Here is an 18,274-nt window from a genome sequence, read left to right on the forward strand (position 1 = left end):
TACCGACCAGCCATTTCCCATTTGATCGAGCTACTTTTCGGCAACGTTCTGGTACCGAATCAAGTCCTCCTGTATTTGGGCGTGAAAAATTCGTGTCACCCTGTGGAACAGATGCCCCGGAAAGTACCTTTGTTTGCCACATCCACCGGGTCTGCGGACAAGGAGGACTGAACAGCGATCGCATTGCTCGAGGCGGCCGGTCCGGAATGCAAATTTCGCGACAAGAAGATGAAGCGCTAGCAATCGACGGTCGAAGCCATCAGAAAGTTGTGTCCCTGCGACGCTTCGCGTGAGTGAGTACCCGGCCCCTGTTGTGAGAAGGAACACGGTCTTGAATTTAGCGAATTTTGATGCCGACAAATCTTGCCGTCCGCGCGCCTCACCCCTGCGTATGCACGATGGGGGACGCCGTTTACGCACGGTGCTCGCACGATTGTTGCCAGGGCATGTGTTGTAGACTTTGTGGTCGATTGGCGATGATGGACGACCCCATGTCGCCGCGGTACGCGGTTGCTGCGCATCTCGCCGCTGCATCCCGGCCGTGAGGAAAATCCAGGACGTTCGGCACCCCGGTTTAGCGACTTCAGCGCTACGCCCCAAGCTTTTGCCTGCTCGTTTGCTGAAGAATCGGTATTCTGTGGCAGATTTCACGTCGGGATTCGCCGCTGGGCTTAGCGAGCCCACAGAAGACTCACAAGCTCGCAATCTCCGCAACAAAGAGATAGATTGACGATCTAAGCGTGACCTGCGCGAACAGCCGCGTCTATTGACGCCGGAGTTAATTCTTAAGATTGGCTCGATACTGTTTGCTGGCATAGGCAACCTTGGGAACCTTGTGAGAATGTTTGGCCTACCCCTGCGGCCAACGGTAGGTTTGCGATAGGCTCACTTACAGTTTGCGGCGCATGACGAAAACCTGGAGGGACGTGAGCACGAATCCGTTCGACGACGACAACGGCAGCTTCTTCGTTTTGGTCAATGACGAGGAGCAACACAGCCTGTGGCCGAGCTTTGCCGACGTGCCAGAAGGATGGCAGGTGGTCTACGGCGAAGCCGACCGCGCTGCGTGCCTCGAGTATGTAGAGGAGCATTGGCCAGACATAAGGCCGAAGAGCCTGCGCGAGAGGTTGGCGCAGGGCGGGACTCTTGACGGCTAGCCGGTTGGGCGGGGGAAGTCGAGGCATGGAACCTAACGACGGGGGACTCCCGCTTTCGCGTGGGCAGCTGGATATCTGGCTTTCCCAGGAAAGCGGCCTCGTCGGTACCGAGTGGCAGCTCGGCCTCTTGGTAAGAGTTGACGGCGAAATTCAACCGGATCTTCTGCACCAGGCGATGCGTCAGGCTCTGCAAGAAGCCGAACCGGCTCGAGCCGCCTTTTTTGAGCAGGATGCCCAGGTCGTCCAGAAGCCGGTGGATTACTCGGATCTCGAGTTACCGTTCTATGACGTCAGCGATTCGCCCGATCCCGACGAAAAAGTCCGCGAGATTGCGGCTTCAATTCAACACACGCCGATGCCCCTCACGGGCCGGCTGGTGACATTTGCCTTATTTAAAACTCAGCCAGATCAATATTATGCGTTCGGATTGGGCCACCACATTTCCGTTGACGGAGTGGGCATGGCGCTGGTCTGCCGCCGAATCGCATCGATTTACACGGCGCTGGCCAAGGGCAGCCCCGTGCCGCCCGCATATTTCGGCTCACTCCAAGATTTGGTCGCCCTCGAGGCCGGCTACGTAAACTCCGCTGAATTCGCCGAAGATCAGGCCTATTGGAGCAACAATCGGCCGCCGGAGAGTGGATTGGATCGGCGAGCATCCCAACTGGCAAGCCGGCATGACGCGTACGCGCCGTCCGCGAACGTCCAGGTGAGCGATGCCGCCATCGGCGGCATCAAATCGCTGTCGAAGGCACTGCGTATTCGACGGCACACGGTGATGACCGCGGCGCTGGCGTTGTTGGCGCGGTCATGGTCTGGAAACGGCTCAGAGGTCGCGCTGGATTTCCCGGTCAGCAGGCGGGTGGGCGAAGAATCGAAGATCATTCCCGGGATGCTCGCCGGAATGGTGCCTCTGGTGCTGTCGGCCCCGCCGGAAGCCACCGCTGGCGAGTTCTGCAAGCACGTCGATCTTCGGATACGAGAGTTGTTGCAGCATCAGCGATTTCCGGTGCACGGCCTCGACGACGAGGGAATGTCTCGAGGTCCCAGGCAGACATCGGATCGGGTCGCCATCAGCTTCCTACCGTCCCGGCTCACGCTGGACCTCGGCGGTGTTCCCGCGACCGCGGCCTTCACCAATCACGGTCCGATGGGTCACTTCGGTTTGTTCTTTTCCGGCGCCAGTGACCAGATGTTCCTCGGCGCCGCCGGTCCGGGGCAGCCGTACGCCGGCTTCGGAGTCGCAAACTTGGCGGAGCGCCTACAGCGCATCGTGGTGGAGATGGCGGCCGATCCGGATCGACCGCTGTCGTCGCTAGACGCGCTGGACGCCGAAGAGCACGCCCGGCTGGATCAGATCGGTAGCCGGGCGGTGTTGACCGAACCGCCACCGGCCCGGTTCTCGATTCCGGAGTTGTTCGCAACACATGTCGACAGCACCCCGGAAACGGTGGCTCTGGTGTGCGGTGAGCGGTCATGGACCTACCGCGAATTGGATGAGGCCGCCAATCGGTTCGCGCATCTACTGGTCGACCGCGGTGCACGCCCCGGCAAGTTCGTGGCGCTCCTGGTTCCTCGCTCCGCCGAAGCCGTCATTGCGATTCTGGCGGTGCTCAAGACCGGAGCGGCATATGTGCCGATCGACGCTGCAGTACCTGCGGCGCGGCTGGAGTTCATCCTCGGCGACGCCGCGCCGGTCGCGGTGGTGACGACCGCCGGCCTGCGGTCGCGGCTGGACGGGTCCGGGGTTGCGGTCATCGACGTCGACGACCCTGCCATCGACGGCAAGCCCAGCACGGCGCTGCAGGCTCCGGCGCCCGATGACCTCGCGTACATCATCTACACGTCGGGAACCACCGGAACTCCCAAAGGTGTTGCGGTCACGCATCACAGCGCCGGCCAGCTGATGAGGAATCTGGATGCCTCCTTCCAGCATCCAGCCACGTGGACGCTGTGCCATTCGTTGGCCTTCGACGCGTCGGTGTGGGAGATCTGGGGCCCGTTGCTGCGCGGCGGACGACTGGTGGTCGTGCCCGAGGCGGTAGCAGCCTCACCCGAGGATCTCCACGACCTGCTGATCAGGGAACGCGTCACCGTCTTGACGCAGACGCCCACGGCGGTGGCGCAGCTGTCGCCGGAGGGTCTGGAATCGATGGCGCTGGCGGTGGTCGGCGAGGCCCTTCCCACCGAGTTGGTGGATCGGTGGGCGACGGCCGGCCGGATCATGGTCAACGGCTACGGTCCGACCGAAACCACGGTGTGTGCGGCGGTCAGCGCACCACTGGTGCCGGGGTCGGGTGTGGCGCCGATCGGTGGGCCGGTACCGGGGGCGGCACTGTTCGTGCTGGACACCTGGATGAAGCCGGTGCCTGCGGGAGTCGTCGGCGAGTTGTATGTGGCCGGCTCGGGCGTGACGAACGGTTATCTCGGTCGGTCCGGCCTGACGTCGTCGCGGTTCGTGGCATGCCCGTTCGGCGAGCCGGGGACGCGGATGTATCGCACCGGCGATCTGGTGTCTTGGGGTCCCGACGGACAGCTGCAGTACCTGGGCCGCGCCGATGAGCAGGTCAAGATCCGCGGCTACCGCATTGAGTTGGGCGAGATCCAGTCCGCGCTGGCCGATCTGGATGGCGTGAGCCAGGCGGCGGTGATCGTTCGCGAGGATCGCCCCGGCGACAAGCGTCTGGTCGGTTACGTCACCGGATCCGCCGATCCGGCCGAAGTCCGCACCCGGATGGCCGACCGGCTGCCGCCGTACATGGTTCCCGCGGCCATCGTGGTGCTGGAGAAGCTGCCGCTGACGGCCAACGGCAAGTTGGACACACGCAGCTTGCCTGCCCCGGAGTACCGCGGCTTCGGAGCCGACTATCGTGCTCCGGCCACCGCCATCGAGGAGATCCTCGCCGACATCTATGCCCAGGTATTGGGTGCGGACCGCATCGGGGTCGATGACTCGTTTTTCGATCTGGGCGGCGACAGCATCCTGTCGATGCAGGTGGTGGCGCGGGCCAGGGCGGCAGGAGTGCTGTGCCGGCCCCGCGACATCTTCGTCGAGCAGACCGTGGCCCGATTGGCCGCCGTAGCGACTGTCGTCGGCGGCGACGCCGCGACGGTCGATGAGGGTATCGGCGCGGTGGTGCCCACCCCGATCATGCGTTGGCTGCACGACATCGATGGTCCGGTCGAGGAGTTCAATCAGACCCTTGTGCTGCAGGCTCCGGAAGGGGTGAGCCGGCCTGACGTCGAAATCGTGTTGCAGGCGCTGCTCGATCGGCACGCCACGTTGCGGCTGCACGCCGACGATGACGGCGCAGGCGGGTGGTCTCTGGCGGTGCCCGAACCCGGTTCGGTGGACGCCGGAGGTTGCGTGCATGTCGTCGATGCGCTGACCGATGACGCACTGGTGGAGGCGCGGTCGCGGTTGAACCCGGGTGCCGGTCTGATGCTCAGCGCGTTGTGGGTGGCCCCGACGAGCCAGCTGGTGTTGATGATTCACCATCTGGCTGTCGACGGGGTGTCGTGGCGAATCCTGTTGGAAGACCTCAACATTGCGTGGGCACAGCATCACAACGGTCAGCCGGTGGAGCTGCCAACGGGGGGGACGTCGTTTCAGCGGTGGGCCTCGCTGCTCGAAGAACACGCGCACAGTTCGGCGGTCGTGAACCAGGCCGAGACATGGCGCGAGATTGCGGCTCTTCCGAGCGCGTTGCCTGCGGTGCAACACGACGTCGACACCTACGCCAATGCCGGCCGCCTCTCGGTGTCGATCGATGTGGACACCACGCGGTCGCTGCTCGGTGAGGTGCCCGCGGCATTCCACGCAGGGGTGCAAGACATCCTCTTGATTGCGTTCGGGCTGGCCTGGGCGGAATTCCTGGGCACGCCCAAGGCGCAGATCGGTTTCGACGTGGAAGGCCACGGCCGCCATGAGGAGCTGGGCCCCGATATCGATCTGTCGCGAACGGTCGGCTGGTTCACCACCAAGTACCCGGTGGCTCTCGCCGTCGGTGGGCTCTCGTGGGCGCAGATCGTCGCCGGCGACGCCGCGCTGGGGCCGGTGCTCAAGAACGCCAAGGAGCAGCTGCGCTCCCTTCCCGATCCACTGACCTATGGTCTGCTGCGCTACCTGAACCCCGATGTCGACCTGGGCGGAGCCGATCCGACGATCGGGTTCAACTACCTGGGCCGGCTGGGTGCAGGAGCGGGCGATCTCTCCGATGATCTGTGGCGAATCAGCCCGGACAGCCTGTCGACGACCGATGTGGCCCTGGCCGTGCCGATGCCGCTGGCGCACACCGTCGAACTCAACGCGGGCACCGCCGATACCGAAGCCGGACCGCAATTGCAGGCCAACTGGACGTGGGCACCCTCGGCGGTCGATGGCGATCAGATCGACCGGCTGAGCCGGTTGTGGTTCGAGGCTCTCGCCGGTATCTGTGCGCACGTGCGCCTCGGCGGCGGCGGGTTGACGCCGTCGGATCTCGCGCCGGCCCGCTTGAATCAACAGCAGATCGATGGGCTTGCCAAGCAGTATCAGTTCGCCGATGTACTGCCGTTGACCCCGCTGCAGCAGGGGCTGCTGTTCCAAGCCTCCTTCGTAGAGGGTTCCAGCGACGACATCTACGCGGTGCAGTTGAGCATCACCATGACCGGTGCTCTCGACCCCGATCGCTTGCGCGACGCGGTGTACGGCATGGTCGGCCGCCATCCCAACCTGGCGGCGCGTTTCGTCTCCGATCAGTTCGACGAGCCTGTTCAGGTCATCCCGGCGAATCCCGAGATTGCTTGGCAGTACGTGGAATTGAACGCGGGCACCGATGTCGATGCGCAGATCGAGGCGATAAGCGCCGGCGAACGCGCCGCGGTCTGCGAGCTCGCCGGTGATAAGCCGTTGTTCCGGGCCTCGCTCATCCGCACGCCCGAGAACCATTACCAACTGCTGGTGAGCATTCACCACATCGTGATCGACGGCTGGTCGCTGCCGGTCCTGTTGCAGGACATCTTCGCCGGCTACTTCGGGCACCGACTGCCTGCGCCCGCGCCGTATCGCAACTTCGTCACCTGGCTCGACGATCAGGATCGCGAGGCCGCCCGCGCGGCATGGCGCGAGGTGTTGGCCGGTTTCGAGACGCCCACCCTGGTGGCGCCGCCGACTCAGGCCGGTGCGCGCGGTGTGGAGTCGTACCGGCTCTCCGCCGAAATCACCAAGGCCCTGGGCGAATTGGCGCGCGCACAGCACACGACGGCGAACACCGTGCTGCAGGCCGCTTGGGCGCAGCTGCTGATGTGGCTGACCGGCCACCAGGATGTCGCCTTCGGCACCGCGGTGTCGGGGCGCCCGGTCGACCTGCCCGGCGCGGATTCCATGGTCGGGTTGTTGATCAACACCGTTCCTGTGCGCGCCAACATGACTGCGGCGATCACCGTCGCCGACCTGCTCGACCAGTTGCAACGGAGCCACAACGACACCCTCGACCACGAGCATCTGGCGCTCGCCGAGATCCATCGGGCCGTCGGTCAAGACCAACTGTTCGACACCCTGTTGGTCTACGAGAACTATCCGATCGATCCCGGTGCGCTGTTGGGCGTGCAGGACTTCGCCGTCACCGAGTTCAGCAGCCGCGAGTACAACCACTACCCGCTGTCGGTGGTGGCGACGCCGGGTCACGAGCTGATCCTTCGCGTCGAATACGACACCGAGATGTTCGAAGTCGCGGCGGTCGAAACTCTGATCAGCCGGTTGAGCCAGGTGTTGGCGGCCATGGTCGCCGATCCCACCGCGCAGCTGTCGTCCATCGATCTGCTCGCTGCGGGCGAGCGTGACCAGCTCGACGAATGGGGCAACAGGGCGGTGCTCCGCCGTCCGGCCACCACGCCGGTGTCGATCATGGCGATGTTCGACGAGCAGGTCTCCCGCTCCCCGGAGGCGGTGGCGATCACTTTCGAGGGTCGGTCGGTGACCTACGGCGAGCTCGACGAGAGCGCCAATCGATTGGCGTATCTGCTCGCCGGCCGCGGCGCTGGCCCGGGACAACGTGTGGCGCTACTTCTTCCCCGTACCGACGACGCCGTCGCGGCGATCCTGGCGGTGCTCAAGACCGGTGCGGCGTATCTACCGATCGACCCCGCGCATCCCGATGCCCGAATCGAATTCGTCCTCGGCGACGCCGCGCCAATCGCCGCCATCACCACGGCGGACCTGCGCTCGCGGCTGGAGCCGTTCGGCGTGCCCCTCGTCGATGTCAACGACCCGGCCGTCGATCCGCAGCCCAGCGATGCCCTGGTCGCGCCGACTCCGGACGACATCGCGTACATCATCTACACCTCCGGCACGACCGGGAGGCCCAAAGGCGTTGCGGTCACTCACCGCAACGTCACCAGGCTGCTGGAATCACTCGACGTCGAGCTCTCGCTCGGACAGGTGTGGACGCAGTGCCATTCGTTGGCTTTCGACTACTCGGTCTGGGAGATCTGGGGCGCGCTCCTGTACGGCGGCCGTCTGCTGATCGTGCCGGATTCGGTCGTCCGTTCGCCAGAAGACCTGCACGCGCTGTTGGTCACCGAACAGGTCAGTGTCCTGAGCCAGACGCCGTCGGCGTTCTATGCGCTGCAGACCGCTGACGCGCTTCAGCCGGAGCTGGGACAGCAGCTGAAGCTTCAGACGGTGGTCTTCGGCGGGGAAGCCCTTGAGCCGCAGCGCCTTTCGACCTGGCTGCACAGCCATCCAGGACTGCCGCGCATGATCAACATGTACGGCATCACCGAGACCACGGTGCACGCCTCTTTCCGGGAAATCGGCGAGGGTGACATCGACACGAATGTCAGCCCCATCGGTGTGCCGTTGGAGCACCTCGCCTTCTTCGTCTTGGACGAGTGGATGCGTCAGGTCCCGGTGGGTGTCGTCGGCGAGCTGTATGTGGCCGGCGCGGGACTCGCATCTGGCTACGTGGGTCGGTCCGACCTGACCTCGACGCGTTTCGTCGCGTGCCCGTTCGGCGGCCCTGGAGCGCGGATGTATCGCACCGGAGATCTGGTGCGCTGGGGCGCGGACGGGCAACTGCGGTACGAAGGCCGTGCCGACAAGCAGGTGAAGATCCGCGGCTACCGCATCGAGCTGGGGGAGATCCAGGCTGCACTGGCGGGATTGGACGCGGTGGATCAGGCCGCGGTGATCGTGCGCGAGGATCGTCCCGGCGACAAGCGCCTGGTCGGTTACGTCACCGGGACGGTCGACCCGATCGCGGCGCGCGCGAAGCTCGGCGAACGCCTCCCGACCTATATGGTGCCCGCCGCCGTGGTGGTGCTGGATGCACTCCCGTTGACGGTCAACGGGAAACTCGACACCCGTGCCCTGCCGGCACCGGAGTTCAACGACGCCGACAGCTACCGCGCGCCCTCTGGTGCGTTCGAGGAGATCCTTGCCGGCATCTACGCCGAAGTCCTCGGCGTCGAGCGGGTCGGTGTCGACGATTCGTTCTTCGACCTTGGCGGCGACAGCATTCTGTCGATGCAGGTGGTGGCTCGCGCACGGGCGGCCGGGCTGGTGTGCCGGCCGCGCGACATCTTCGTTGAGCAGACCGTGGCCCGGCTGGCCCAGGTGACCGTATTCGCCGACGGCGATGCAACGGTCGACGAGGGTATCGGGCCGGTGGTCACCACCCCGATCATGCAATGGCTGGACAGTGTCGACGGTCCCGTCGATCAGTTCAACCAGACGGTGGTGTTGCAGGCCCCCGCGGGAGTCACCGAGGACGATGTGGCACTCGTGCTGCAGGCCCTGCTGGACAGGCACGGCATGTTGCGGCTCCTCGTCGATGACGACGGCGCAGGCGGGCGGGCGTTCAGCGTGCCCGATATCGGATCGGTCGATGCGCGCAGTTGCCTGCAATCCGTTGATGCCTTCTCCGATGGCGCACTGGAGGATGCACTTTCGCGGCTGAACCCCGACGCCGGGACGATGCTCAGCGCCCTGTGGGTGCAGGACACCAGCCGGCTGGTGCTGATCGTCCACCACCTGGCCGTGGACGCCGTGTCATGGCGAATCCTGTTGGAAGACATCAACATTGCCTGGGCCCAGCACCACAGCGGGCAGGACGTGGCTCTGCCCACAGGCGGTACATCGTTCGCCCGCTGGTCATCGGTGCTGAATGAGCATGCACGCGTGCCCGCCGTGGTCGGGCTGGCCGACGCCTGGCGGCAGGTGGCGGCGGTGCCGCCCGCACTGCCTGCCGTGCAACCCGACGTCGACACCTACGCCAACGCCGGACAGCTCTCGATGTCGCTGGATACCGACATCACCCGCCTGCTGCTCGGTGAGGTGCCCGCGGCGTTCCACGCGGGCGTTCAGGACATCATGTTGATCGCTTTCGGGTTGGCGTTCCAGGAATACCTGGGGTCCGGCGGCGCACCGCTCGGCATCGACGTTGAAGGTCACGGCCGCGACGAGGAACTGGCCAACGACGTAGACCTGTCGCGCACGGTCGGCTGGTTCACCACCAAGTACCCGGTGTCGTTGACCGTCGGCGGATTGACCTGGGATCAGGTGGTGTCCGGCGACGGCGCCCTCGGTCCTCTCATCAAGGACGCCAAGGAGCAGCTGCGCGGACTGCCGGACGGTCTGTCCTACGGCGTGCTGCGCTACATGAACCCCGACGTCGATTTGGCCGGGCCAGACCCGGCGATCGGCTTCAACTATTTGGGACGGTTGGGCGCGGCCGCGGCCGACCTCTCCGAGGAGTTGTGGCGGATCGACCACGACGGTGTGGCGATAACCTCGGCCGCGACGGCCGTACCCACACCGCTGGGGCACACGGTCGAGCTCAACGCGGGCACGATGGACACCGAGACCGGGCCGCATCTGCACGCGACGTGGACATGGGCGCTGTCGGCCCTGGATGAAGACCAGGTCGGACGGATCGGCCGGCTGTGGTTCGACGCGCTGACGGGCATCTGCGCGCATGTGCGTCAGGGTGGCGGCGGGCTGACCCCGTCCGATGTCCTGCCGGCCCGGGTAAGCCAACAGCAGATCGATGAGCTTCAGGAACACTTCCAGCTCGCCGACGTGCTGCCCCTGACCCCGCTGCAGACCGGCCTGTTGTTCCACACGGGTGCCGCACCGGGCAACGAGGATCTCTATGCGGTGCAGCTGGACATCACGGTGACCGGTCAGCTCGATCCAGATCGCCTTCGCGATGCGGTGCAGACCATGGTCAATCGCCATCCGAACCTCGTCGTGCGGTTCAGCGAAGACTTCGGTGAACCCGTGCAAGTGATCCTGGATGATCCGCCGCTGACATGGCAGTACGTCGAGCTCGACGGTGACGCCGCAGATGTAGAGGCCCAGGTCGATCAATTCAGCGCCGCTGAGCGCGCCGCGGTCTGCGATCTCGCCGATCAGCCTCCTTTCCGGGCAGCCCTGATTCGGACGGCAGCAGATCAGTACCGGTTCGTGCTCACGAACCACCACATCGTGCTTGACGGCTGGTCGAAGCCGATCCTGCTGCAAGAGATCTTTGCCAGCTACTTCGGCGCACGGTTACCTGCACCGGTCGGGTACCGAAGGTTCGTCAGCTGGTTGGCTCGACAGGACCGCGAAGCTGCACAGGCCGCATGGCGTAAGGCATTGGCGGGATTCGACACCCCCACCTTGGTGGGTCCGCCCGGCCGGCTGTCGCTCGGGCGGCGAGGCGTCGAAGAGTTCCACGTGTCGGCCGAAACCACCCAGGCCCTCGGCGAGTTGGCGCGTTCATGCCACACAACGATCAGCACCGTGCTTCAGGCAGCGTGGGCGCAGATGCTGATGTGGCTGACTGGGCAACCTGATGTCGCCTTCGGAACTGCCGTTTCTGGACGGCCGACCGATTTGCCCGGCGCAGAATCAATGGTCGGTTTGTTGATTAATACCGTTCCTGTGCGGGCAAGTGTCACTCCGACGACCACGATTGCGGATTTGCTGAACCAGCTACAAACCGCGTACACTGACACGTTAGAGCATCAACATCTGGCGCTGAACGAGATCCACCGCGCCACCGGTCACGACCAACTGTTCGACACCGTCTTCATATACGAGAACTATCCGATCGATACCTCGGGCATGTTGGACGTGCCCGAGATGGCGATCACGAAGTACACGAACCGCGAGTACAACCACTACCCGCTCTCGGTGCAAGCCGTGCCGGGTAACGAATTGGGCCTGCGCGTCGAATTCGATATGGACGTGTTCACCACCGCCCGGGTCGGAAAGCTTGTCGACCGGTTCCGACGGGTGCTGGAAGCGATGACAGTAGACACGAGGGGGAAGTCATGAGTGGTGACGCCACCAGGACACTTTTGTCGTTCGACCTTCTCGATGACGACGAGCACGATCAGTTAGCTGAGTGGGGTAACCAGTCGGTGCTGACCGACTCGACCGCCCCCCGGGTGTCGATTCCGGTTCTGTTTGCCGCGCAGGTGGTCCGGGCGCCTGAAGCGGTGGCGTTGGTATGTGGCGAGCAAACGTGGACGTATCGCGAGCTGGACGAGGCCGCCAACCGGCTGGCCAACCTGCTGGCCAGCCACGGCGCCGCCCCCGGTGAATCTGTTGCGCTGCTGATCCCTCGGTCGGCGGAAGCCATCATCGCGATCCTTGCGGTGCTCAAGAACGGGGCGGCGTATCTGCCGATCGACCCCGCCCATCCTGACGAGCGAATCGCCTTCATGCTGGGTGACGCTGCGCCGATCGCCGCGGTCACCACGGCTGACCTGCGCGTGCGCCTGAACGGATCGGACCTCGCGGTCATCGACGTCGAAGATCCCGCACTTGCCGCCCAGCCCAATACCGCACTTTCGACGCCGGCCCCCGACGACCTGGCGTACATGACTTACACGTCCGGCACCACCGGCGTGCCCAAAGCAGTCGCGGTCACTCACCAGAACGTGACATCGCTGGTCGAGAAACTGCACGCCGACCTGCCGTCTGGTCCGGGACAGGTGTGGTCGCAATGGCACTCCCTGGTCTTCGACGTTTCTGTTTGGGAGATCTGGGGAGCCCTGCTGCACGGCGGCCGACTAGTTGTCGTACCAGAGTCCGTCGCGAGCTCGCCGATCGACTTCCACAATCTGCTGATTACCGAAAAGGTGAGCGTCCTCTGCCAGACCCCGTCTGCGGCGGGGATGCTCTCGCCGGAGGGGCTGGAGTCGACGACGCTGGTCGTGGCCGGTGAGGCGTGCCCGACCGAGCTGGTGGACCGGTGGGCGACCACTGAGCGAGTCGTGATCAACGCCTACGGCCCGACCGAGGGCACGATCTATGCGGCGATGAGCTCGCCGTTGATGCCGGGCTCCGGTGTGGCCCCGATCGGTTCGCCGGTGCCGCAGGCGGCGTTGATCGTGCTTGACAAGTGGCTGCGGCCGGCGCCTGAAGGTGTTGTCGGCGAGCTGTACATCGCCGGTGCCGGTGTGGCGACTGGCTATCTACGCAGGGCTGGCTTGAGTTCGTCGCGATTTGTGGCATGCCCGTTCGGTGCGCCCGGTGCCCGGATGTATCGCACTGGCGACCTGGTGCGGTGGGGCGATGACGGCCAGCTGCAGTACCTGGGCCGCGCCGATGAGCAGGTCAAGATCCGCGGCTACCGTATCGAACTCGGTGAGATCCAGGATGCACTGGCCAGGCTGGACGGAGTCGAGCACGCGGCGGTCATCGCGCGTGAGGATCGCCCCGGCGACAAGCGTCTGGTGGGATATCTCACCGGCACCGCCGATCCGGCTGAGGTGCGCAGTGCGCTGGCCACGCGTCTCCCCGCGTACATGGTCCCGGTCGCGGTGGTGGTGCTCGAGTCGCTGCCGCTGACGGTCAACGGCAAGCTGGACAAACGCGCCCTGCCGGCGCCGGAGTTCCGCGGTAACGGCGCAACATACCGCGCCCCGGCCACCCCCGTCGAGGAGATCCTGACCGCCATCTACGCGCAGGTCCTGGGCGTCGACCGGGTCGGCGTCGACGACTCCTTCTTCGACCTCGGCGGCGACAGCATCCTGTCGATGCAGGTGGTCGCCCGCGCCCGCGCAGCCGGGCTGCTGTGCCGCCCCCGTGACATCTTCGTCGAGCAGACCGTGGCGCGCCTTGCGTCCGTGGCCAAGGTGATCGGCGGTGAGGCCGCGGTCATCGACGAGGGCCTCGGCGCCGTGTCGGCCACCCCGGTCATCCGGTGGCTGCAGAGCGTCGACGGTCCTGTCGGCGAGTTCAACCAGACGATCGTGATGCAGGCTCCTGCCGGGGTGACCGAGGCCGACGTCCAGACGGTGCTGCAGGCGCTGCTGGATCGGCACGCCACACTGCGGCTGTTTGTCGAGGACGACGGAGCAGGCGAATGGTCACTCCATGTGCCCAAGCCGGGATCGGTGGATGCCCGTGCATGCCTGTCGGTTGTCGACTCACTCTCGGATGAGGCGCTGATCGCTGCGCGGTCGCGGCTGAACCCGGGCGCCGGCGCGATGCTGAGCGCGCTGTGGGTCGAAGAGACCGGCCAGTTAGCGCTGATGATCCACCACCTCGCCGTCGATGGCGTGTCTTGGCGGATTCTGCTCGAAGACCTCAATATCGCTTGGGCCCAGCATCACAGCGGCCAGCCGGTGGACCTGCCGACCGGCGGGACGTCATTCCAGCGCTGGGCCGCGCTGCTCGAGGAGCATGCGCGTCGACCGGAGATCCTCGAGCTGGCCGACACCTGGCGTCAGGTGACGTCGGCCCCGATCATTCTTCCCGCGGTGCAGCCCGCGACGGATACCTATATCAATGCGCAGGAACTGTCGGTGTCGTTGGACGCCGCCACCACGCGGCCGCTTCTCGGCGAGGTACCCGCCGCCTTCCACGCCGGCGTGCAGGACATCATGCTGATCGCGTTCGGGCTGGCCTGGTCGGAGTTCCTGGGCACCGGCAACACGCCGATCGGCGTCGACGTGGAGGGCCACGGCCGCCACGAGGAGCTCGCCGACGATGTCGACCTGTCGCGCACGGTGGGCTGGTTCACCACCAAGTACCCCGTGTCCCTGACCGTCGGTGGATTGTCCTGGGACCAGGTCGTGGCCGGTGACGCGGCGCTGGGCCCGGTGGTCAAGGCCGCCAAGGAGCAGCTGCGCGCGTTGCCCGATGGGCTGACTTACGGCCTGCTGCGCTACCTGAACCCCGAGGTCGATCTGGGCGGAACCGAACCGGCGATCGGTTTCAACTACCTGGGTCGTCTCGGTGCCGGAATGGGCGACCTCGCCGACGACTTCTGGCGGATCAACGAAGACGGTCTGTCGGTCGCCGCGGCGGCGTCGGCGGTGCCGATGCCGCTGATGCACACCGTCGAACTCAACGCAGGCACCCTCGACACCGACGCCGGTCCGCAGCTTCAGGCCAGCTGGACATGGGCGCCCTCAGCGCTGGACGAAGAGCAGGCCGGGCGGCTGAGCAAGTTGTGGTTCGAGGCCCTGACCGGCATCTGTGCACACGTGCGCGGCGGTGGCGGCGGACTCACGCCCTCCGACCTTGCGCCGGCGCGCCTGACTCAACGGCAGATCGACGAGCTGACAGAGCAACACGACATCAGCGACGTGCTGCCGCTGACCCCGTTGCAGCAAGGACTGCTGTTCCACTCCACCTTCGCGCGGGGCATCGCCGACGACCTGTACGCGGTGCAGCTGGACATCACCGTGACCGGTGCGCTCGACGCCCACCGCTTCCGCGACGCGGTGCAGAACGTGGTGACCCGTCATCCGAACCTGGCGGCCCGCTTCTCCGACCAATTCGGCGAGCCGGTGCAGATCATTCCCGCCGATCCCGTGATGGCATGGCGCTATCTGGATCTGCGCTGGGACGACCGCAAATCCGACGCCGAGGTTCAGCAGCTGTGCGCTGCCGAGCGCATTGCGGTGTGCGACCTCGCTGACCGGCCGACTTTTCGTGCCGCGTTGATCCGCACCGCGGGCAACCAACACCGGTTCGTCCTGACCTTCCACCACATCGTGATCGACGGCTGGTCGCTGCCGGTACTGCTGCAGGAGATCTTGGCCAGCTATTTCGGACAGCGGCTGCCCGCCGCCGCGCCGTATCGCAACTTCGTGACCTGGCTGGACAGCCAGGACCGCGACGCCGCGAGGGTGGCGTGGGGCCAGGTGCTGGACGGCTTCGACACTCCGACCCTCGTCGCCCCGCAGGCCCCTCCAGGTCCGCGCGGCGTGGAGTCGTACCGGATGTCGGCGGAACTCACCAGCTCGCTGGGGGACCTGGCGCGCACACACCACACGACCGTCAACACCGTCCTGCAGGCTGCCTGGGCGCAGCTGCTGATGGCGCTGACCGGCCACCACGACGTCGCGTTCGGTACCGCGGTGTCGGGACGACCGGCCGACCTGCCGGGCGCCGATTCGATCGTCGGCCTGCTGATCAATACCGTGCCGGTCCGCGCAGACATGACTGCCGCGACCACCGTCGGTGACCTGCTGGGTCAATTGCAACGTAACCACAACGACACGATCGAGCACGAGCATCTGGCGCTCAACGACATTCACCATGTCACCGGTCACGATCAGCTCTTCGACACCTTGTTCCTGTACGAGAGCTACCCGATCGACACCAGCGCGTTCGCGGGCGTGCACGAGTTGGCGATCACCGAGTTCAACAACCGCGAGTACAACCACTACCCGCTGTCGGTGATGGTGCTGCCGGGTCACGAGATCGGGCTTCGCGTCGAATTCGATTCCGCCGTCTTTGACGTCGCCCGCATCGAATCGTTGATCGACCGATTCCAGCGGCTCCTGGTTTCGATGATCGACGACCCCTCGCGGCGACTGTCGTCGATGGACGTACTCGACATCGACGAACACGCCCGTCTGGACGTGTGGTCCAACCGGGTGGTGTTGAGCCACGCGGCTACGGCACCCATGTCCATTCCGGCGGTCTTCGCAGCGCAGGTCGACCGCGACCCGGGGGCGGTGGCGCTGACCTTCGACGGTCGATCGATGACCTACGGCGAGCTCGACGAGGCCAGCAACCGGATGGCGAACCTGCTGGCCATGTATGGCGCAGGCCCCGGTGAATCCGTGGCTCTGCTGGTTCCCCGATCCGACGACGCGATCGTCGGCATGCTCGCGGTGCTCAAGACCGGTGCGGCGTACCTGCCGATCGATCCGTCGGTGCCGGAGGAGCGGTTGGAGTTCATGCTCGGCGACGCCAAGCCGATCGCTGCGCTCACGACAGCTGATCTGCGCGTGCGCCTGGACGGGTCCGATGTTCCTGTGGTTGAGATCGACGATGCTGCCGTGTACGTCCAGAGCAACGCATTGTTGACGCCTGCGCCCGACGACATCGCGTACACGATCTACACGTCGGGAACCACCGGTATGCCCAAGGGTGTTGCGGTGACCCACCACAACGTGACCCAGGTGCTCGAATCGCTGCGCGCCGAGATCCCCGCTGGCGCGGGACAGGTTTGGTCGCAATGGCATTCGCTGGTGTTCGACGTGTCGGTGTGGGAGATCTGGGGTGCCCTGCTGCATGGTGCGCGGTTGGTGATCGTGCCCGAGGCAGTAGCGGGCTCGCCGAGCGATCTTCACGATCTGTTGGTCGCCGAAAAGGTCAGCGTCCTGTATCAGACCCCGTCGGCGGCCGGAATGCTGTCGCCGGAGGGCTTGGAGAAGACGACCCTGGTGGTGGCTGGTGAGGCCTGCCCGACCGAGTTGGTGGACCGGTGGGGCGTCGGCCGTACGATGATCAACGCTTACGGCCCGACCGAGACCACGATCTATGCCGCGATCAGCGCGCCGTTGGTGCCGGGTTCGCACGTGGCCCCGATCGGCACACCGGTCTCCGGCGGTGCGACGTTCGTCCTCGACGAATGGTTGCGGCCGGTCGCCGCCGGTGTGGTCGGTGAGCTCTACCTGGCGGGCCATGGTGTCGGCCTTGGCTATGTGCATCGGGCCGGGCTGAGTTCCTCGCGGTTCGTGGCGTGCCCCTTCGGAGCCCCCGGTGGCCGGATGTATCGCACGGGGGATCTCGTGCGCTGGGGCGATGACGGTCAGTTGCAGTATCTGGGCCGTGTCGACGATCAGGTCAAGATCCGCGGCTATCGCATCGAACTCGGTGAAATCCAGGCCGCTCTGGCCGAACTCGACGGGGTCGATCAGGCGGCGGTGATCGCCCGCGAGGATCGCCCCGGCGACAAGCGTCTGGTGGGCTACATCACCGGAACCGCCGATCCGGCCGAGGCGCGCAGCGCATTGCGCAAGCGGCTGCCGTCCTACATGGTTCCGGCCGCGGTCATGGCCCTGGAGACGATGCCGTTGACGGTCAACGGCAAGCTCGACCGGCGCGCCCTCCCTGCGCCTGCGTACCAGAGCGCCCAGAAGTACCGGGCACCGTCGAACGCGATCGAGGAGGTCCTTGCCGGCATCTTCGCCCAGGTGACGGGTGTGGACCGGGTCGGGGTCGACGACTCGTTCTTCGACCTCGGCGGGGATTCGATTTCTGCGATGCGCGTGATCGCCGCGATCAACACAGGCCTCGACGCCCAACTTGCGGTGCGCACCTTATTCGAGTCGCCGACGGTCAGTGGCCTGAGCCACCGGTTGGACGCCGACGCGCAGGCGCCTGCGGCCCACGGACCGAGCTTTGCGTTCGTGCATGGCGCTGACGTCGCGGAGGTGCATGCCCGCGATCTGACGCTGGACAAGTTCCTCGATGCCCCGACACTGGCGGGTGCGCCGTCGCTGCCCGGCCCGAGCGCTGAGGTCCGCACGGTGCTGCTGACCGGTGCGACCGGGTTCCTGGGCCGCTACATGGTGCTGGACCTGCTCAAGCAGATGGAACATGTCGACGGCAAGCTGGTCTGCCTGGTGCGCGCCAAGTCCGACGAGGACGCCTACCGGAGGCTGGAGAAGACCTTCGACAGCGGCGATGCGCAGCTGCTGCGCCGTTTCCGGGAGTTGGCCGCCGATCGTCTGGAGGTCGTGGCCGGCGACAAGGGCGAAGCCGACCTGGGCCTCAACGAGCACACCTGGCGGCGGCTGGCCGAGTCCGTGGATCTGATCATCGACTCGGCGGCGTTCGTCAACAGCGTCCTGCCCTACAGCGAGTTGTTCGGCCCCAACGTGGTCGGCAC

3 protein-coding genes are annotated in these 18,274 nt (G+C 65.6%); all 3 read left to right on the top strand.

What is annotated here, in order from left to right; all coding sequences use genetic code 11:
- Positions 1-926: 926 nt before the first annotated feature.
- Positions 927-1,157: an MbtH family protein gene (locus AB4Z42_RS05450; protein WP_442008132.1), complete on the top strand. Its 231-nt coding sequence runs from the start codon at positions 927-929 to the stop codon at positions 1,155-1,157.
- Positions 1,158-1,182: 25 nt separating this feature from the next.
- Positions 1,183-11,463, top strand: a complete 10,281-nt coding sequence (locus AB4Z42_RS05455; RefSeq protein WP_442008054.1) for an amino acid adenylation domain-containing protein — start codon at positions 1,183-1,185, stop codon at positions 11,461-11,463.
- Positions 11,460-18,274 (top strand): amino acid adenylation domain-containing protein (locus tag AB4Z42_RS05460; RefSeq protein ID WP_442008055.1); only part of this gene is annotated, 6,815 nt, incomplete at its 3' end. The genes AB4Z42_RS05455 and AB4Z42_RS05460, both read left to right, overlap by 4 nt.

It is taken from the genome of Mycobacterium sp. 2YAF39 (genome assembly GCF_052114565.1).
Lineage (GTDB): Bacteria > Actinomycetota > Actinomycetes > Mycobacteriales > Mycobacteriaceae > Mycobacterium.

Excerpts from the sequence above, each read along its gene's own strand:
- AB4Z42_RS05455 (WP_442008054.1), top strand. The coding sequence starts at position 1,183 with ATGGAACCTAACGACGGGGGACTCCCGCTTTCGCGTGGGCAGCTGGAT.